Origin of the sequence: Maritimibacter harenae (assembly GCF_009882975.1) — a bacterium.
GTDB lineage: Bacteria > Pseudomonadota > Alphaproteobacteria > Rhodobacterales > Rhodobacteraceae > Maritimibacter > Maritimibacter harenae.
In genome coordinates this window covers 191,957-211,197 of sequence record NZ_WTUX01000002.1, presented here as the reverse complement: position 1 = coordinate 211,197, position 19,241 = coordinate 191,957, and the positions used below count along the sequence as shown (strand labels likewise).

Sequence of the window (19,241 nt, the reverse complement as noted above, 5' to 3'; positions counted from 1 at the left end):
TCTCGTGGGCTCCTTCACTGGACCCACCCTGCCGCGTGCATTCCACCCGTTCTTTGCGTTTGCGCAACATCGGCGCGTCCCGGCCCCGGTAGGGGTCTGCCATCGACACCAACAACCGGGACCGTGACATGTCAGAGATATTCACGAAATCACGGGCCAGGAACGTGTTCTACGGGGGAAGCCTTTTCTTCGTCGTCGTGTTCGTGGCCCTCACGGCGCAAAGCCACCGCTACATCGTCAAGACGTCGACCGCGGGCGCGCCGATCACCGAAGAGATCAAGCTGGGCAAGGAGGTGTGGGAACGCCACTCCTGCATCAACTGCCACACGCTGCACGGGGAAGGCGCATACTTCGCCCCCGAAGTGGGCAACGTGATGACCCGCTGGGGCGTCATCGAAGACCCCGAGATGGCCTACGAAGTGCTCAAGGGCTGGATGGAGGCACAGCCGTCGGGAATCGAGGGCCGCCGGCAGATGCCGCATTTCGAGATCACCGAAGAGGAAATGCGCGGCCTGGCCGAATTCCTCCGCTGGGCCGACCAGACCAACACCCAGAACTGGCCGCCGAACGACGCCGGCTGAGGAGACACCGACATGAAATACCAATCGCAATCCGTGGCGAAGTACTACTTCCTCGCCGCCGCTGCCCTTTTCGGCATCCAGGTGCTGGGCGGGCTGCTCGCAGGCTGGATTTACATCTCGCCCAACACGCTCTCGGAAATCCTTCCTTTCAACGTGGTTCGCATGATCCACACCAACGCGCTGATCGTCTGGCTCCTTCTGGGCTTCTTCGGTGCAGCCTACTACCTCGTCCCGGAAGAAGCGGAGCGGGAGCTTTTCTCGCCAAAGCTCGCCTACATCCAGCTTATCATCCTGCTTGTGGGCACGCTGGGGGCGGTCGGCTCCTACCTCGTCGGCATTCACGGCGGGCGCGAGTTCCTCGAACAACCGCTCTGGGTCAAGTTCGGCATCCTCGTGGCCGCGGTGATCTTCCTCGTGAACATCTCGCTGACCGCACTCGCGGGCCGTAAGACGGCGATCACCAACATCCTGCTGATGGGCTTGTGGCTTCTCTGCCTGCTCTGGGTCTTCGCCTTCATCAACCCGGTGAACCTGTCGCTCGACAAGATGTACTGGTGGATGGTCGTGCACCTGTGGGTGGAAGCCACCTGGGAACTCGTCATGGCCGCCATCCTGGGCTTCCTGATGCTCAAGCTCACCGGCGTCGACCGCGAGGTCGTCGAGAAGTGGCTCTACGTCATCGTCGCGCTGGCGCTGTTCTCGGGCATCCTGGGCACCGGGCACCACTTCTACTGGATCGGCACCCCCGGTTACTGGCAGTGGATCGGCTCGATCTTCTCCACGCTCGAGGTGATCCCATTCTTCGCCATGATGACCTTCGCCTTCGTGATGGTCTGGAAGGGCCGCAAGAACCACCCGAACCGCGCCGCGCTCCTGTGGTCGCTGGGGTCGTCCACCGTCGCCTTCTTCGGTGCGGGCGTCTGGGGCTTCCTGCACACGCTGCACGGTGTGAACTACTACACCCACGGCACGCAGATCACGGCCGCTCACGGGCACCTCGCGTTCTACGGCGCCTACGTCGCCCTGAACCTCGGGATGTTCACCTACGCGATGCCGCAACTGCTCAAGCGCGCGCCCTACAACCAGGTGCTCAACATGGCCTCGTTCTGGCTGATGACGGGCGGCATGGCGTTCATGACCTTCACCCTGACCTTCGCAGGCACGATCCAGACGCACATGCAGCGGATCCTGGGCGAATACTACATGGACGTGCAGGACCAGCTCGACCTGTTCTACATCATGCGCTTCGGCTCCGGCGTGGCGGTGGTGCTGGGTGCCCTCCTGTTCCTCTATTCGATGACGGTGGTGCGCCGCGAAGTCGTCAAGCCCGGCCCCGCGGCCGTGCCGGCAGGAGAGTGAGCCATGACGCTGGACATGATCAACGACCTGCCCTTCTACACGGCCCAATCGGACGAATGCGACGTGTTCGAACTGGCCCAAAACAACGGTTTGCCCCTTCTTCTGAAGGGGCCGACCGGCTGCGGCAAGACGCGCTTCGTGGAGCACATGGCGGCCCGGCTGGGCCTGCCCCTCCACACCGTGGCCTGCCATGACGACCTGTCGGCCGCGGACCTGATCGGACGCTACCTCATCAAGGGGGGCGAAACGGTCTGGGTCGACGGCCCGCTCACCCGGGCGGTGCGCGAGGGCGGGATCTGCTACCTCGACGAGGTGGTGGAGGCGCGCAAGGACGTCACCGTCGTCCTGCACCCGCTCACCGACGACCGGCGCCGCCTGGTCATCGACCGGACCGGCGAGGAGCTGCGCGCCCCCGACAGCTTCATGCTGGTGGCGAGCTACAACCCCGGCTACCAGAACGTGCTGAAGAAGCTGAAGCCCTCGACGCGGCAGCGGTTCCTGTCGATCGGCTTCGACTTCCCGGACCCGGCCATCGAGGCAGGCGTCGTGGCGCGCGAATCCGGGCTCGACGAGGGCCGCGCGGCCGCACTCGTCAGGCTCGCCGGTCACGTGCGGGCGCTGTCCGGCATGGATCTCGAGGAAGGGGTGTCGACCCGCCTCCTGATCTACGCCGCGACCCTGATCGCGGGCGGCATGCGCGTCGACCGGGCGCTCGAGACGGCGGTGATCGAACCCCTGTCGGACGAGCCCGACACGCAGCAGGCGCTGCGTGACCTGGCCGCCAGCGTCTACGGGTGATGCGCATGACCCCCCTCGATTTTCTCGAACCCGAAGAGGCAGTGGGCAGCCTGTGGCACGATCTCGTGTCACGGGCGGGCGCCGAGACCACCCACGATGACTGCGCAGTGGAGCTGGCGCGCGTGCACGCCAGCGTCGCCACGCTCTACCGCGCGCTCGGCGGCGAACCGGGGGTCGAGATCGGCCCGGTCGCCGCCACCGCCTCGCCCCACCGCGTGCTGGGCGCGCGCCGCTTCGGCACCGCGCGCGAACGCGCCCACGTGGCGGGCTTCGACGGAGACAGGCTCGGCCTGCCTCCCGTCATCGCGACCTTTCCCGACCGCGCACTGAACCGCGCGGCCTACCTCTGGCTCGCCGCACTCGCCGCTGTCGTGGAGCGCCCGCGGCCGCTGTCCGACCCGCTGTCGGCCGACCGTGCGGAAATCGCCGCCATCGCGATCGCCTCCGATCGCGTCTATGCCGCCTGCCCCGGCCTGCGCGCGCCCTACGCGGCGATGTGCGCCCATCTGGTCGAAAGCCGCAAGCGCACGGGCCTGCCACGCTGCGAGGCCGGGATCGAACGCCTGATCCTCGACCAGCTCGCGGGGCAATCGCGCGACGAGGAATGTCTCGACTGCCCCGCCCCGCGCGGCTACCGCACCTATGCGCCGGTCCCGATCTGGCTGCGCCTGACACATCCGGCCCCCGGCAAGGCAGCCGCAAACGACGATGTTCCCCCCGAAGCGCCGGCGCCCGCGATGGACGGCCGCAAGGCCGGACGCCGCGAAGACCGCGACCAGGCCGAGCGCCGCGACAGCTTCATCGTCCACCGTTTCGAGTCGATCCTGTCCTGGGCCGAAAGCCTCAACCTCAACCGCATGGTCGAGGACGACGACGACGAGAACGCCCAGAAGGCGGCCGACGACCAGGACGAGATCACGCTGAGCAAGAACTCCAAGCGCGCGGCCACGCGGTTGCGCCTGTCGCTGGACCTGTCGCCGCAGGACGCCGAACACGAGCGGCTGGCGGGCAAGTTCACCTACCCCGAATGGAACCGCCGCAGCGGCGACTACATGGCCGACCACACCCGTGTGCTCGAGGCCCCGGCGGTACCCGCCGAGGGGTATCGCCCCGATCCGAAGCTCGTGGCACGCGTCAAGCGGCAGTTCGCGCCGCTCCATCCGCGCCGCGTGATCCTGCCGCGACAGATCGACGGGGACGACCTCGACCTCGACGCGGTCGTGGCCTCGCGCGCAGACATCGCCGCCGGGCGCGAGGGAAGCGACCGGATCTGGCAGGCAACCCGGCCGATGGCGCGTGACCTGTCGGTGGCCATCCTCATGGATTGTTCGCGCTCGACCGAGGCGCACCTGGGCGACCGTTCGGTGATCGAGGTCGCGCGCGAGGCGCTGGCCGCCCTCGGCGCGGGCATCGACACCGCCGGGGACCGGCTGGCGATCTGGGGCTTTTCCTCGCTGCGCCGCGACCGGGTCTTCCTCACCAAGGCCAAGGCCTTCGACGAGCCGATGGGAGAGACCGTGACCGCCCGGATCGGTGGTTTCCGCCCGGGCCACTACACCCGCCTCGGCGCCGCGATCCGGCATGCGAGCGCGCAACTGGCCGATGAAGGCGCGACGCGCCGCCTGCTTCTGGTGCTGACCGACGGCAAGCCCAACGACCTCGACCATTACGAAGGCCAGCACGGGATCGAGGACAGCCGCATGGCCGTGCGCGAAGCCCGCTCACTGGGACAGGCCGTGCACAGCGTGGTCGTGGATGCGGACGGGCAGGATTGGTTCGCGCGCATCTTCGGCCGCGCGGGCTTCACCCTCCTGCCCCACGCCGACCGGTTGCCCCGGGCCCTGCCCGACATCTATCAAACCCTCACACAGGAGAGCTGACATGAAACGCCTGATCGCCCTTGCCGTGGCCCTGCCCACGCCCCTTCTCGCCGCGAGCTTCGAGCGCCCGGTGCCGCAGGCCCAGACCGAGGTGGCCGAATTCTGGTTCCTCATGGCCTCGCTCGCGCTGATCGCCGCGCTGCTGGCCGTGCACCTGCTGGTGCGCCGCAGATGACCCGGCTGGGATTTCTCAAGCTGAACCTTGCGCTCTATCCCTTCGGGGCGGGCGCGATGGCGGTGAACCTCTTCTTCGCCTCGCTGATCGCAAGCTGGGTCGGCTGGCGGGTTCTCACGCCCTACGAGTCGGTGGTGGGCGGTTTCGTGACCGGCATTCCGGTCACCTGGGCCTTCGCCCGCCACATCCGCAACCTCATCGCCCGCGCGGAGGCGTCGTGACCGGCTGGAGCGAATACGCCCTCGCGCTGGCCCTCTTCGTGGGGAGCCATTTCCTGCCGCGTGTCGGGGGCCTGCGCGACCGGCTGATCGCCGCGGTCGGGCGGCGCGCCTATTTCTCCGTCTACGGGCTTCTTTCGCTCGCGCTGCTGGTCTGGGTCATCTCGGCCGCCGGGCGCGCACCCTACGTGGAGCTCTGGCCCCAGATGCCCTGGACGCGCTGGGTCCCCAACCTCGCGATGCCCGTGGCGATGGTGCTGGCCGCGATCGGCGCGGGGCTCGGCCAGCCCTACACGCTGGGGGGGCGGCGCAACGCGGTGTTCGACCCCTCCGACCCAGGGCTCGCGGCGCTCTCGCGCCACCCCCTCTTTCTCGCGCTGGCGCTCTGGGCCATCGCGCACCTCTTCCCGAACGGCGATCTGGCGCACGTGATACTCTTCGGTGCCTTCGGCCTTCTGGCCCTCGCCGCGATCCCCGCCTTCGACGCCCGGGCGCGGCGCGCGCTGGAACCGGCGCAGGCGCGGGACTTCTTCGCCGCGACGGCGCTTCTGTCCCCTGCCCCGCTCATCGACCGGACATGGCGCGCGAAGAACGCCCGCGCGCTGGTTACGCGGGCGGGCGTCGGCGTGGCGATCTGGATCGGGCTCTACCTGCTCCACATGCCGGTGATCGGCGTCTCCCCGGTGCCCGGCTGAGCTAGCGCTCGCGCACCAGGCGGAAGCCAAGGTAATCCGGCGGAAGCCCCACCGCGCAGCCGCCCACCTGCGGATCCCGGATGAAGTCGATGATCCCGGCCCGGTGACGGCCGCCCGCCATGCGCACGGTGCAATAGGGCGTGCTGTCGATGACCCGTCCGGACGCGTCGAGCGTGCCCGTCTCCATGCAGCCGCTGGTCCACTCCCACACGCTGCCGGCGATGTCGGCCACGCCCATCGAGTTCGTGCCGAAGCCGCCGGCCGGGCGCAGCGCGGCGCTGGTGCCGTCACGCAGCAGGACGCCACGTTCGTATTGTTCGAGCATGCGCTCGCCGGGATCAAGAGCGTCGGTCCCGCGCGGGGTGGCATCGCCATAGCGTTCGGCCGCCGCGCGCTGCCACTCTTCTTCGGTCGGAAGGCGCCAGGTGTCGCCCGTCGCCTGCGACAACCACCCGGCATAGGCCTGCGCATCGTGGAAGTTGACATGCGTCTGCGGAAGCGCACCGTCGAGCGCCCGTTCGCCGTCACAGGCGCCGGCGGCAACGCAGGCGCGCCAATCAGAGCGCGAAACCTGGTATTTCATGATCTCGAACCCCGCCACCTCGACCGCGCGGGCCGCCGGCGTGCGGGTCTTGTCCGCGTGACTGAAGTTGCCGAAGGGGCGGAAGGCGACGGTGCCGGACGGGATCTCGACCAGTTCGGGCGTCGCCACGTCGGGGGCCTCGTCGCCCCACAGGCCGAGGAAACCTGCGAGCGCGACAAGGGTCATGGCGGGGATCGGTGTCATTGAAGTCTCCAACGAAATTGGGGCGGCCGCTTTCGCGGCCGCCCCGGTGTCATGCGATTGCCGAACGCGTCAGCTGATCATCTCGGTCGGGGCGACCACCTGCTCCATAAGGTCGTTGTTCCAGGCGCCCTCGACCTTGACGTGCGCCGTGGCCCCGAGGTTCACCGCCTCGATCAGGTTGTGGTTCACGTAGGCGTAGAGGCCAGGCTGAAGGAACTCGTAGAGCGCCGCGCCGGCGGACCCGCCCCGGATGAACCAGGTCTCGAGGTCACGATCGGGCACGTTGCTGAACTTGCCGTGCTCCCAGACCAGGTCGCCGTGGCCACCGATCAGGTGCGGACGGGTGTCACGGTTGCCCTGGCTGTGCACGAAGAGCACCTTTTCCCCGACCTTGGCGGTCAGCGCCTTGTCGCCCGTGAGCGCGCCCACCGCGCCGTTGAAGACCACGTGGCTGGGGATCAGCCCGTTCATCACTTCCTCGGTGTCCGGATAGCTTTCGCCCACGTCGGCGTAACGCTTGTAGTTCCCCTTCTCGTCCTTCGGGATGTAGAACTCGTTTTCCCCGATGTAGTAGACCCGGTCGTAGGTGACGGGGCGGCCCTTGTGGTCGGACAACCCTTCACGCGGCAGGACCATGATCGTGCCGACCATGCCGGCGGCGACGTGCCACGGGATCATGGGGCCGCCGGGGGCGCAGTGGTAGACGAAGGTGCCCGAACGGGTCGCTTTGAAGCGCAGCACCGTCTTCTCGCCGGGGTTCACCAGCGTGAGCGCCCCGCCACCCAGGCCGCCGGTCGCGGCGTGGAAGTCGACGTTGTGCTGAAGCATGTTCCGGGCCGGGTTGATCAGCGTGAGCTCCACGTAGTCGTCCTGGTGGACCACCATCATCGGTCCCGGGATGGACCCGTTGAACGTCATCCCCTGGAGATAAGCGCCACGATCGACCTCGATCTCCTTCTCGACGATCTCCATCTCGAACTCGACGATCCGCGGGTCGCCGGGGGCCACCTGTTCGTGCTCGTGAACGAACGGCGGCGCGACCAGCTCGCGCTTGATGCGCTTGAGCTTCGACAGATCGGCCGGGGCCGCCACGGGGGTCATGGCTTCCTCCGCTTTGGCGGCGGTGGCGATCAGAGGCGCGGCAGCGATTCCGGCGGCTCCGAACAGGGCGGCTCTACGGGTCAGCATTTTTCCTACTCCTTTGGGTCTAAAATGCGTCTGACCCAAAGCTAGCAAGCAATCGCCGTCCGAATGTTGTGCAAACGCAAGGTTCGGGGCGATGAACGAGCCAGTGAGAACATTTTTTGTGCTTTGCAGGCATGGCCCCGGGCGATGTTAGCGCCGCAGCAAGCCTTGCCGCACGCAACCTGCGCGGCATAGACTTGCCGCAACGCAGACGTGACGCGGCGACACAGCCGCCGGGGACGAGAGATTGGACGCATCCGCACCAGAGAGCGAGATTACCTTCAGGTCCGCCCTGAAGTCCCCACTCGCGGCCTACGCGCATGCCTTCGACCTGCCCGACGACGGGCTCGACGCGACGCTGGTCAAGATCCTCATCGACTACAAGATGGGCCGCTTCCGCCAGGCGATGAAGCGCTACGAGAACCTGCTCAGCGCGCTGGGGCTCGACCCGGAGATGCCTCTCCTGAAACAGCGCACGGCACTGACCGAGCAGCACGCGCCGCTGATCGTGATCGAGATGCTGGGGCACATGGGCCATGACACGACGCTGAGCCCGGACGCGATGTGGGGCTACGTCGACGCGATCTCGCTTTTCGACCCGGACGATCACGTGTGTCACGGGGCGATTTACAACATGCTCCTGATGGTGGCGTTCCGGCGCCTCGACCTGTCGCCGGCGGCCGAGTTCGCGCAGCTCGCGATCGAGGCCTACCGGGCGTGCGGCTCGGACTACCTCGAGGGGTTCATCCACCTTCACCTTGGCTTCCTGCACGTGAGCGCGGGCGATCTGGCGGCCGCGCGTCTGGCGATGGACGACGGCGAGCGGTGCTTCAAGGCGGCCGGCGCGCCGGATTGCGAAATGGCGATGGTCACCGTGGTGCGCTGGTGGATCGATGCCGAGCGCACCGGGATCCTGCCCGCCCCGGAGGCGCTGGAGCCGATGCAGGACGCGATGGTTCACGGCGAATTCTGGCCCGAGACGCTGCTCGTGCTTGCCACGCTCCAGTTCCGCGTGGGCCAGGCGGCGCAGGACGAACGCGTGCTGGAACGGCACGCGGGACTCGAGACCATCCTGCGGGTGCGCGGCATGACCGACGTGCTGCCCGCGATGCAGCTGATGCGCGACGAGTTCTTCCACGCGGGCCCGCGCCGCGCGCCCGGTGCGCCCCCGCCGCTGGGACTGGACGAGCGTCACATCGTGATCGTCATGCCCAATACCACCTCGATGGTGGTCAACTGGGGCGACACGGCCGCCGAGGTGCCGCTCACGCTGGCGCGGCTGCGCGCGACACAGGCGCTTCTGCGCGGGGAACGCGCGATCCAGCAGGGCCGGTTCGACGCCGCGGCGCGCCATCTGCTCCCGGTTTTCGAGACGATCGAATCCGAGGGCTGGGTCTACCTCTTCAGCACGGCGCGCGAGACCTTCGCGCGCTTCTGCGCCGAATGCCGCGCCCGGCGGCGGTTCATCGACCGTGCCCGGCGCATCCGCGACGGCTACCTCGCGCCGCTGGCGGCCGAGGAGCGCGTGGACCCGGCCCCGCCCGAGCTCACCCGCGCCGAATACGCCATCCTGTGCCTGCTGCCGGACGCGACCAGCAACAAGGCGCTGGCGCGCGCCCGCGGTGTGAGCGAGGCCACGGTGAAGTTCCACCTCAAGAGCATCTACGCCAAGCTGGGCGTTGGCCGCAGGCGCGACGCGATCGATGCCGCGAAGCGCCTGGGCTGGATCGGTCAGGCCACGTCGAGCGGCGTGTAGTCCACGTCGATCCCGAAGTAGCGCGGCCCCACGATGGCCAGCCCCTCGTCAGAGCGCCAGATCGGGTCGCAGGGCAGGCCCAGCACCTTCACCGACAGCCCGTACTTGACCGTGTCGGTGGGCACGGGTGCACCGGTGTTGGCGTCGATGAGCGTGATGAGATCCGGCGTGGTGGCCAGCATCCGGCCGTCTTCCTCGGCCGAGAGGAACTCGTTCTGGAAGCCCAGCACCACGTTGCGGCCCCGGAAATCCCCCTGCCCCTCGATCTTCACGCTGCCCTTGGCGAAAGCGCCTTCGAGCCGGCGCTCCACGTCGCGCACGCGACCATGAAAGAGCATCGTGCCGCCCAGCGACGAGGCCAGGGTTTCGGTGGCCTGTCCGCCGTAGGTCTCGATCAGGTCGCCGATCCGGTGGGCAAGGCTCAGGCTGCCCTTGATCAGGCAATCGCGGATTTCGCCCGCGATGACCGGGTAGAGACCGACCATCGCCGCGCCGCCCATCTCGATGGTGAGCGCGCGCGCCAGCCGTTCGGTCCACTGGTTCGAGACTGTGTCGAACGTGGCCCCGTTGCCCTTGTCGTCATACATCGCCATCGGTGTGGCATTGAGACCGGCGAGCGTGAAGGTCACCATCTGGAGCTCGGGAAACGCCCGGCCCATCGCGTCACCGTCGATGATCGGCAAGTCCAACTGCGCGGCCGCGATGAAGGGGATGACCGAGTTCAACCCGCCCGCCTCGATGCACAGGATCGCCGACACTTCGCGCCCCATCAGCTTTTCCATCGTGGCGACCAGCGCCGGGATCTCGTTGCCCGCGGGGAAGCGCTCGAGCATCACGTGCGGCGCGCCCATCATGGCGATGGGCAGGATCAGCGCGTCGTCCGGCAGGTCGTCGAGCGAGACGACCGAGACCGTCTTGTCGTCGCCCAGCTCCTGCTCGGCCATGAGCCGCCCGATGTGGGGGTCGCCGCCCCCGCCGGAGCCCAGCACGGCGCCCCCGCGCGCGATGCGGCGCAGGGCGGGTTTGTCGACGTTCAGAACAGGGGTCATCATGCAGTCTCCAGGTTGAGGTCGCCCACCACGGTCACGCTGATGGCGAGATTGTTTCCGGGCAGGTAGGCCAGCGGCACGTCCGAGACGGACAGGACGGTGAGCGTCCCCGCCTCGGCTCCGCGCGAAACGGCGGCGTCCGAGGCCTCCTGCGTCACTTGCGCGATCGCCGTGTCGCGGTCGAGGTCGTCGGTCAACTGAACGATCTTCGACACCTCGCCCGAAACCTGCGCGATGGCCGCGCCCACGGCGTTGGCCAGGTCGTGGTGCGCGGGCCGCACCACTTCGAGTCCATCGACGACCGGCCCCATGAGGACCGAACCGCCGCCGACCGCGAGGACGGGCATCTCTTCGGCCGATGTGCGCGAGCGTGCGACCACGTCACCGAGCATCCGGTCCATCTCGGCCACGAGGCCATCGAGGTCTTCGATGGCTGGCGCCGGATGCGTGCCCATCTCGGCGCGCCCCGCCGCCACGGCGACATCGGAGGCCGTCAGCGTGTCTCCACCGAACACGACGCCCTTGGTCAGAAGGTCCAGCCCGACGGAATCCGGCCCGATCCGGCCCGCGTCCGCGTTCACGATGGACCCGCCGCCCAGCCCGATGCTGACCACGTCCGGCATGGAGAAGTTGGTCTGCACGTCGGCCACGGTGACGGATGTGCCCGCAAGGCGGGGAAACCCGTCGCGCACCTCGCCGACGTCCGCCGTCGTGCCGCCGATATCAACCACCAGCGCGTTCTCGAGGCCCGACAGGAAGGCCGCTCCGCGCATGGAGTTCGTTGGGCCGCAGGCGAAGGTCAGGACCGGCAGGCGCTCCACCTCCACGGTGTCGATGAGCGTGCCGTCGTTGCGGGTGAAGAAGACCGGACAGGTCAGACCCAGGTCGGCCTTCATCCGCCCGAAGGCCGCCACCACGTCGACCGCCAGCGGGCGCAGCGCGCTGTTGATGATCGCCGCGTTTTCCCGTTCGAGAAGCCCGATACGCCCGATTTCCTGGCTCACCGTGACCTGAAGGTCCGGATGCGCGGCGCGGATCAGGTCGGCGGCTCTCTGCTCCATGTCGCCGCGCACGGTCGAGAAGACGGCCGAGATCGCGATCTCGGTGCAGCCCTCGGCCTTGAGCTCCGCCACGGCGTTCAGCACCTGCGCCTCGTCGAGCGGGGCGATCTCGCGCCCGTCCATCTCGTAGCCGCCGTCGACCAGCCGGTACCTGCCGCCGATCGCCTCGACCAGGTCGCGCGGCCAGTCGGCGAAGGGCACCAGCGAGGACCCCGACGGCAGGCAGAGCCGGATGATCCCGGTCGGCGACAGATCACGGCGGCGCACCAGCGCGTTGACGAAATGGGTGGTCCCCAGCATCACCGCGTCGACCGCGTCCACGGCGACGTCGGACGCTTCCAACGCCTTGGCGATGGCCGCCTTCGCGCCGCTGGTCACGTCCGGCGTGGTGGGCGACTTGGCCCCTGCCACGAAGCTCTTGCCCCGCATGACGACAGCATCGGTATTCGTGCCGCCCACATCGACCCCGATACGGATCATGGTGTTCTCCTTGATTGATGTTTCAGCCGCTTCGGCGCTGGCTCCAGGCGTCGATGCTGACGGCTATGAGAATGACGAACCCCTCGATCAGGCGCTGCCAGATCGGGTCGATCTGGTGCAGGTTGAACCCGTTCGACAGGAAGGCGAGGAAGAAGACCGCCGTGACCGTGCGCCAGATCGCGCCCGCGCCCCCGGCAATCGACGTGCCGCCCACGATGACCGCGGTGAGGACCGCGAAGATGAAGCTGAAGTCGTCCGACGGCTGGGCCGAGATGGCCCGCGAGGAGCCGAGGATTCCCGCCAGCGCGGCCGCCCCCGCGAGCAGAACGAAGGTGATCATCTGCACACGGTCCGTGGCCACCCCCGCCAGCCGCGCGGCTTCGCGGTTCGCGCCCGTGGCATAGACGTTGCGCCCGAAGCGCGTGCGGGTGAGCAGGACGCTCGCTAGGATGACCACGGCGATGGCGATCCAGGTCGCGCTCGTCAGTTCGAAGATCCGCGTGCGCGCGAGATCGCGCCAGCCGTCCGTCTCGGGCCGCATGATGGAGCGGTCGGAGACGAGGTAGCCGGTTCCGAAGAAGACGAAGGACGTGGCCAGGGTGGCGATGAAGGAATTCACCTTGAGCCGCGTCACGGCAATGCCGTTGATCGCCCCCATGACGGCGCCCGCCCCGAGCCCGGCGAGAATGCCCAGCGCGATGCTTCCGGTCGCGTTCTCCACCAGCAGCGCGACCAGCGGCGTGGCGACATAGACCGCGCCCACGGAGATGTCGAAATTGCCCGCGATGATCGCCATCGTCATGAAGCAGGCCGCGATCAGCACCCCGGACTGCTGGTCGAGGATGTTGCGCATGTTGCGGTCGGTGAAGAAGCCTTCCGTGGTCAGCGCGAGCACCACGAACAGCAGCACGGTGACGACGAGGATGCCATAGGTCTTGGCGAAGAGGATGGTTCTTTGCATGTGTCAGGTTCCGCTGAAAGCCGCCGTCATCAGGGCGCTCTCGGTGAGATCGGCGCCTTCGAGCTCTCCGGCCACGCGTCCGCGCGACACGACGATCACGCGGTGGCTGAGGCCGAGGATTTCCTCGAGCTCCGACGAGATGAGAAGGATCGCCTTGCCGCGCGCGGCGAGCCCGGCGATCAGGTCGTAGATCGAGCGTTTCGCCCCCACGTCGACGCCCCGCGTGGGTTCGTCAGCGATGAGAAGCGCAGGATCGCCCAGCGCCGCGCGGGCGAACAGGATCTTCTGCTGATTGCCGCCCGACAGCGCGGCTGCCGGATCGTCGAGCGAATTGTATTTGAGCCCGGTCGCCGTGCATTGCTGCGTGACCTCGGCGCGCTCGCGCCGCCGGTCGAGCCCCAGGGCGCCCGAAAACCGGCGCAGGTGGGACAGGGTGACGTTCTCGACGATGGGGCGGTCGATCATGAGCCCCTGCTCGCGCCGGTTCTCCGGGATCATCGCCATGCCGGCCGCCAGCCGCGCGGCGATGGAGCGGCCGGTGTCGCCCCCGTTGAAACGGATCTCGCCGGTCGCGGGATCGGCGCCGAGGATGGCGCGCGCGATTTCGCTGCGCCCCGATCCGACGAGCCCCGCGAGCCCGACGATCTCACCGGGACGGATGTCGAAGGAGACGTTCTCGAACACCCCGGGCCGGGAAAGCCCGCGCACGGAGAGCACAGGCGCTTGCGCAGCGTCCGGCGCGGTGATTTCGGGGTACTGCTCACCCAGCACACTGCCGGTCACGCCCTCGACCAACGTCTCGTGCGTCTCACTGGCGGTCGGCCCCGTGCGGATGTGGCGCCCGTTTCGCAGGATGGTGACGGTGTCGGTGGCTTCGAGGATTTCCTCGAGGAAATGGGAGACGTAGATCACCGCCTTCCCGGCCCCGGCCAGCTGGCGCACCAGTGCCAGCAGCGGTGCCACCTGGTCGGAGGGCAGCCGCGCGGTGGGTTCGTCGAAGACGATGAGGCGGGCATCGCGGCTCAGTGCGCGCAGGATCTCGACCTTCTGCTGCTCGACCACGGGGATGTCGCCCACGCGGGCGTCGAGGTCGACCTGCATGTCGTAACGGTCCATGACCGCCTGCACCGCCGCGCGGGTCGCACGCGCATCGACGAAAGGCCCGCGCATCACCTCGCGCCCCAGCGCGATGTTGTCGAGCACGGTGCGCTGGGGCATCAGCGACAATTCCTGCGAAATGCCCACGAGCCCGTGGTCCAGCGCCTGTGCCGGGCTCGCGAAATGCACCTCGGCCCCGTCGAGCGCGATGCGCCCCGCGCTCGGGGCGTGGACGCCGACGATCAGCTTGCCCAGCGTCGACTTGCCGGCCCCGTTCTCGCCCACGAAGGCGTGCACCTTGCCGGTCTCGATCGAAAGATCGATCCCCTCCAGCGCGACGGTGCCGCCGAAGGTCTTGCCGACCCCCGAAAGGGTCAGCAGGGTGTCAACGCGGGTGGTCAAGTCTCAGCCGTCCCACTGGGCCGAGAACTGGTCTACGTTGTCGGCGGTCACCTTGCCGTCGTCGGGCATGGCGGCCAGCGGGTCGATCCCGCCCTGGTCGTTGCCGGTCTTCAGCGCGTCGACCATCGCCTCCATCGCGAGCCGGCCCTCGTCGGCCGGGGCCCCCATGACCGTGCCGTACCATGCGCCCGAGCGGATGCCTTCGAACGCCGGGGCGGAGCCGCCGAAGCCGATCAGCTTCACGTCGCCCAGCATCCCTTCGTCCTCGAGCACGATCTCGGTGCCCTGGATCGCCTGGTCCGGGCCCACGACCACGTCAAAGCTGGCGTTGACCTGCAGGATGTCCTGCGTCGCGGCGATCCCGCCGTCGGGGCCCAGGTACTTGCCTTCGCCCTCGGCCACCACGGTGATGTTGGGACTGTCCGCCGTCGCCTCGTCGAAGCCGTTGCGGATCGCCGTGTCGAGCGGCGTGCCCTTGATGCCGTAGAGATAGACCACTTCGCAGGGGTCGATGCCTTCGCAGGCGGACACGGTGATGCCCCCCAGCCGGGTGCCGGAATGATAGGGCGCGACCATGACGGAGGCGGCGACGCCGTCGACCTGCGGAGCGGAGGTGGTCAGGTCGGAGCCCAGCACCTGGTTCAGCACCACGACCTCGATCCCTTCCTCGATCGCCATCTCGATGTCCGGCACGGCGCCCGGGCCGTTCAGGGCGGCGATGATGAGGCCGTCATAACGGCCCGAGGCGATCACGTCCTGAAGCTGCGCGGTCTGCGCGGCGGCGTCGAACTGGCCGTCGAACTCGGTGATGGCGACGCCGTTGGCCGCTGCCACCTTCTCCATCTCCTCGAGCGACCTGGACAGCCAAGTGTTGGCTGAGCTGGCCGACAGGTAGGCGACTTCGTAATCCTGCGCGGATGCCGTCCCGGCCAGCGCCGTCGCGGCCAGAAGGCCGGCGGTCAGCGCCACGGGGCGGGCGTTCTTGGTGTTGAAAATCATGCGAACCTCTCCTGAGCTTGTGTGCGAAGCGTTGCTCAGGCACCCCCGTCATGGCGAGGCTCCGGGCGGATAGTGGCCCTGGGGGAAGAGGGTGGCGCGCACCGGCCGGACGCGCACCAAAGGGTAGGTTGCCACGTAAGGCTTTGTTTTGACGCCTCTATAATGCGTCAGCGGGGCATGCCGAAAGGATGGTCCCTAGAGGTCGATCACGATTTCCCCGCCGGGTTCGGCCGCGCGCGACTGGCACAGGATGATGGTATCCTTGCGCTGGCTCCGGGAGAGAACGAAGTCCCGGTGCTCGACCTCGCCCTCGACCAGCCCGCACTTGCATACGCCGCAAAGACCGTCGGAACACTTCACGTCCACGTGGAACCCGGCCGCGTTCAGCACGTCTGCCGGTATCTGGTCGGCCGGCACCTCCAGCGTGCGGCCGGAGCGTGCGAGCCGGAGCGTGAAGGGGTGGTTTTCGTATTCCGGCACCTCGGGCACCGAGAAGTATTCGAGATGGCGCGCCTCTTCCGGGAAGCCCTGGCGCTCGGCCGCCTCGATCACGCCGGACATGTAGCGGTCCGGCCCGCAGGTATAGACATGCCAGCCCGGCTCGTACCCCCCGAGCAGGTGGTCGAGATCGGCGCGCGTGCCTTCCTCGGAGACGTGCAGGCTGACCCGGTCGGACCAGGGCACGGACTCGAGATCTTCAAGGTAGGCCGCGGCGGCGCGCGTGGGGACCGAGTAGTGCAGCACGAAGTCCGCCCCGATCGCGTGAAGGCGGTGGGCCATCGCGATCATCGGCGTCACCCCGATACCTCCACCCATCAGGAACGTGCGCGTCGCCGTCTCGTCCAGCGGGAAATGGTTGATGGGCTTGGAGATGAAGATCTTTCGACCCTCGGCGAAGATCCGGTGCATGAGCTGCGAACCGCCCCGCCCCTCGTCCTCGCGCAGCACGCCGATCTGGTAGACCGAGCGGTCGGCGGGATCGCCGGACATGGAATACTGGCGCAGGAACTCCGGCGCCACGACGATGTCGAGATGCGCGCCGGCGTCCCATTCAGGCAGGTCGGCGCCATCGAGCGCGCGGAATTCGTACTTGGTGATGTCGGGGGTCATCTTCTCGACCTTGGACACCTCGACGCGCAGGACCGGGCTTTCGCCATCGGCGGTGTAACGGTGGATGACACTCTCGTCGCCCGCTTCCAGCCGGCGCTTGTATTCCTCGGCGGTGACCAGCGCCTGGTAGGCCTCGATCCCTGCCTCACGGTCCATCGGGAACGGATAGGGCCAGGGATGCGGGGCCAGGTTGGCGGGATAGACGGCGAGCGTCTGGTCCTCGTACCTGAGCTCGAGGTCGGTCTGAAGGTCGCGCATGTTCACCGGGTGGCGCGCCGGGCGGTAGCCCCCGTCCTCGTAGAGCTCGATGTCCCACCACCATTTCTTCACCGGGTTGAGCCCGCCGTTGTCGACCTTGTCGTCGAGCCTGGCCAGGAGTGGCGCGGCCTTGGGGAAGTTCATGGCGGCCCAGCGGAAGGGCTTCTCGGCGAAGAGCCCCTCGAGGTTCCACGGACAGGTCTTCATGCAGCGCCCGCACATCGCCCCGCCCTCGGTCGTGATCCGGTATGTCGCGCATTTCTGGCTATCGGATTTCCAGATCTCGTAGCCGTTGAACATGAGCTTGGGCCCGGCGGTGATCGCGCCCGAGGGACATTCGCGCGCGCATTTGTTGCAGGATTCGCAGAACGCCTGCATGCCGAAGTCGATGGGCTTGTCGTGCGCCATCGGCATGTCGGTCGTCACCACCCCGGACTTGAGGCGCGGGCCCAGGAAGGGGTTCAGGATCACCTCGCCGATCCGGCTCACCTCGCCCAGACCCGACAGCAGGAGGAGCGGCGGTTGCAGCACCTCGCCGTCGAGCACCGTGTGCGCCTTGGCCGAGTAGCCCAGGTTGCGGATCTGGCGCGCGATGACGCCACCCAGCAGAGAGAAGCGAAGGTAGGCACGCATGGATTGCGCCACGCTGATCCAGTCGTCGCCGCTCGCCCCCTCCATCGTCTCGTAACCCTGGTCGATGATCATGCTGATCGCCTGGTCGTGCGGCGGGTCGAGCTCGGCCCCGGTCGCATCGTGGGAATACCACGTCCAGTCCGGGCAGCGGCTGATGCCCACCGCGTCGATCCCGAGGAAGTAGCTCGCCGCCTTGATGTTGGCGGCGTTGCGCGCCTCGTCCGTGGGGCGCGGCCCGTCGGAAGGCTCGCCGTCCTGCAGGAGCACGAACGCCCCCAGCATCCGGCGTTGCGCCATCGAGGGCGCGGCCTTGCGCGCATAGTGCCCGCCCTTGGCCCCGTCCTGCGTCGCCTTCCCCATGTCGCCGAACTGGGCGCGCGCGAACATGTCGGTGCGCTTCGGCACGCGTGCGACGTTGGGCTCGTCAATATAGGTCGTCGGCGTCTCCACGCGCTTGAGCGTTTCGAACGGGTGCGGCCCGTCCGCGAAGTCGCGCCGCGCGTAGGGATCGCCGTTCAGCGCCGAACGGCGGAACCCCGCCCCCAGCCACCACGCCGGCCCCTTGGTGCGAAACGCCGGTTGCTGTGCTGCGGGCAGGAGCGGCCCGTCCTCGGCCAGGTCGAAATCCGTCGTGACCACCGCGACCCCGAACCGGTCGCCCACGTAGGGCGCCTGGAGCCGCCCATCCTCGACGGTGGCGAGGCCCGCCCCCACCGTCAGCACATTGAGGTCAACGTCGGTGCAGGTCGCCGTATGCGCCTTCGCGTCCCACCCCAGGAGACGGATGTAGTTCGCGATGACCACCGCCGTCTCCGTGGCGCGCAGACAGGCCCGGTGCGCCTGCGCGTCGTCGAGCCACTCGCACCCGCGCTCCCCTTCGCGCGGGTCACGCGGGTAGTCGTAGAGGAACACGATGGAATGCTTGTGGCCCGCGATGGTCGTGGGCGGCGCTTCCATCGACTCCTTGAGGTCGGCCATGATCATGTCGATGCCGGAGGCGAGCGTCTTGGTCTGGCGCGTGCGCAGGTCATGGGCCAACCGCTCGATGTCGGGGTTGATGCGCGGCTCGGACAGAAGCGCGGCTTGGGGCAACGGGCCGACGCCCACCATCGCGGCATCCGAGAAGTAGCCGAACGCCTTGAGGTGATTGGACCGTTCCTGCGGGTCTTCGGGGCATTCCGCGCGCGTCTTGTTCACCAGCCCGTCGCGGATCGCGTCCATCATCGCCTGGTATTCACCCATCGCGTTCACGATCGAGGCGGGCATGTCCGGGCGCCGGAAATCGAGCGGGCGGTAGGCGGGCACACCGGCCAGCGGCGGCATCGATCCGCGCGCGAGCCGTTCCAGCGGGAAGGGCCCCATGTGCACCGGGCGATTCTTGTCCGAGAAGAAACGTATCGTCATCCTGTGACCACCCCCCTGTCCGCGGGCCCCCACCCCCGGGATCGCGCCGTCCGGGACGGCCGGCGGCGCTGTTTCGTTGCTCTTACAACAATAGGCGCCCCCGCAAGGGGCCCGCAAGCCGACTTTTCCCCGCCTGCGCCAAATCCGCTTTGTTTTCCATACGATGGCCCGTGCCCGCCCGAGGGTCGCGCAGGCAGGCCGCGCGGGAGACGACACGCCCTTCGGCGGCATCTTGCCCACCCCGCGCGCGCACCGGCAAGAAACCACCAACCGACCGTGTCCATCTGGAACCAATCGGCCGGCGCCGCTATCAAGCCCTCTGGTTGATGCGCAGCGACCACGGCAGAATGAA

At 68.1% G+C, this 19,241-nt stretch carries 16 protein-coding genes; 8 read left to right on the top strand and 8 right to left on the bottom strand.

Annotation, left to right across the window (positions count from 1 at the left end):
* The first annotated feature begins 128 nt into the window (after positions 1–128).
* The 7 genes from GQE99_RS01055 to GQE99_RS01030 are packed head-to-tail and all read left to right on the top strand — an operon-like array spanning position 129 to position 5,706.
* Positions 129–581, top strand: coding sequence for a c-type cytochrome (locus GQE99_RS01055; RefSeq protein WP_161349732.1), 453 nt, complete (start codon positions 129–131; stop codon positions 579–581).
* Positions 582–593: 12 nt separating this feature from the next.
* Positions 594–1,940 carry a cbb3-type cytochrome c oxidase subunit I gene (locus tag GQE99_RS01050; protein WP_161349731.1) on the top strand — a complete coding sequence of 449 codons (1,347 nt, stop codon included), beginning with the start codon at positions 594–596 and terminating at the stop codon, positions 1,938–1,940.
* Positions 1,941–1,943: 3 nt separating this feature from the next.
* Positions 1,944–2,738, top strand: coding sequence for a CbbQ/NirQ/NorQ/GpvN family protein (locus GQE99_RS01045; protein WP_202530527.1), 795 nt, complete (start codon positions 1,944–1,946; stop codon positions 2,736–2,738).
* A complete protein-coding gene (locus GQE99_RS01040) occupies positions 2,738–4,618 on the top strand; it encodes a nitric oxide reductase activation protein NorD (protein WP_407943780.1) in 1,881 nt (626 codons plus the stop codon). Before GQE99_RS01045 ends, GQE99_RS01040 begins: the two co-directional genes overlap by 1 nt.
* A 1-nt stretch (position 4,619) precedes the next feature.
* Positions 4,620–4,793 (top strand): hypothetical protein, encoded by a 174-nt coding sequence (locus tag GQE99_RS21230; RefSeq protein ID WP_202530526.1) that lies wholly within the window; start codon positions 4,620–4,622, stop codon positions 4,791–4,793.
* Positions 4,790–5,014, top strand: coding sequence for an NnrT protein (locus tag GQE99_RS01035; protein ID WP_161349729.1), 225 nt, complete (start codon positions 4,790–4,792; stop codon positions 5,012–5,014). The genes GQE99_RS21230 and GQE99_RS01035 overlap by 4 nt, the downstream gene beginning before the upstream one ends.
* Positions 5,011–5,706, top strand: coding sequence for an NnrU family protein (locus tag GQE99_RS01030; protein WP_161349728.1), 696 nt, complete (start codon positions 5,011–5,013; stop codon positions 5,704–5,706). The genes GQE99_RS01035 and GQE99_RS01030 overlap by 4 nt, the downstream gene beginning before the upstream one ends.
* Before the next feature lies 1 nt (position 5,707).
* Here the strand turns inward: GQE99_RS01030 and GQE99_RS01025 are convergent, their stop codons facing one another.
* Both GQE99_RS01025 and nirK read right to left on the bottom strand, forming a co-directional pair.
* Complete coding sequence (locus GQE99_RS01025) at positions 5,708–6,493, bottom strand: formylglycine-generating enzyme family protein (RefSeq protein ID WP_161349727.1); 786 nt, start codon at positions 6,491–6,493, stop codon at positions 5,708–5,710.
* A gap of 69 nt (positions 6,494–6,562) precedes the next feature.
* Positions 6,563–7,681, bottom strand: a complete 1,119-nt coding sequence (gene nirK, locus GQE99_RS01020; protein WP_161349726.1) for a copper-containing nitrite reductase — start codon at positions 7,679–7,681, stop codon at positions 6,563–6,565.
* A 244-nt stretch (positions 7,682–7,925) separates the two neighbouring features.
* Between nirK and GQE99_RS01015 the strand changes: the two genes are divergently transcribed.
* Positions 7,926–9,434 (top strand): helix-turn-helix domain-containing protein, encoded by a 1,509-nt coding sequence (locus GQE99_RS01015; RefSeq protein ID WP_161349725.1) that lies wholly within the window; start codon positions 7,926–7,928, stop codon positions 9,432–9,434.
* Here the strand turns inward: GQE99_RS01015 and GQE99_RS01010 are convergent.
* The 6 genes from GQE99_RS01010 to GQE99_RS00985 all read right to left on the bottom strand — a co-directional run bounded on the left by GQE99_RS01010 (position 9,410) and on the right by GQE99_RS00985 (position 18,889).
* Positions 9,410–10,486 carry a DUF917 domain-containing protein gene (locus GQE99_RS01010; RefSeq protein ID WP_235917052.1) on the bottom strand — a complete coding sequence of 359 codons (1,077 nt, stop codon included), beginning with the start codon at positions 10,484–10,486 and terminating at the stop codon, positions 9,410–9,412. The two genes, GQE99_RS01015 and GQE99_RS01010, sit on opposite strands and share 25 nt — an antisense overlap.
* Entirely contained in the window at positions 10,483–12,024 is a 1,542-nt protein-coding gene (locus GQE99_RS01005; protein WP_161349724.1) for a hydantoinase/oxoprolinase N-terminal domain-containing protein, read from the bottom strand. Before GQE99_RS01005 ends, GQE99_RS01010 begins: the two co-directional genes overlap by 4 nt.
* A gap of 22 nt (positions 12,025–12,046) precedes the next feature.
* Complete coding sequence (locus GQE99_RS01000; protein WP_161349723.1) at positions 12,047–12,985, bottom strand: ABC transporter permease; 939 nt, start codon at positions 12,983–12,985, stop codon at positions 12,047–12,049.
* Between the two features lie 3 nt (positions 12,986–12,988).
* Positions 12,989–14,485, bottom strand: coding sequence for a sugar ABC transporter ATP-binding protein (locus GQE99_RS00995; protein ID WP_161349722.1), 1,497 nt, complete (start codon positions 14,483–14,485; stop codon positions 12,989–12,991).
* A gap of 3 nt (positions 14,486–14,488) precedes the next feature.
* Complete coding sequence (locus tag GQE99_RS00990; RefSeq protein ID WP_161349721.1) at positions 14,489–15,484, bottom strand: sugar ABC transporter substrate-binding protein; 996 nt, start codon at positions 15,482–15,484, stop codon at positions 14,489–14,491.
* A 195-nt stretch (positions 15,485–15,679) separates the two neighbouring features.
* Positions 15,680–18,889, bottom strand: a complete 3,210-nt coding sequence (locus tag GQE99_RS00985) for a reductive dehalogenase (protein WP_161349720.1) — start codon at positions 18,887–18,889, stop codon at positions 15,680–15,682.
* Positions 18,890–19,241 lie beyond the last annotated feature (352 nt).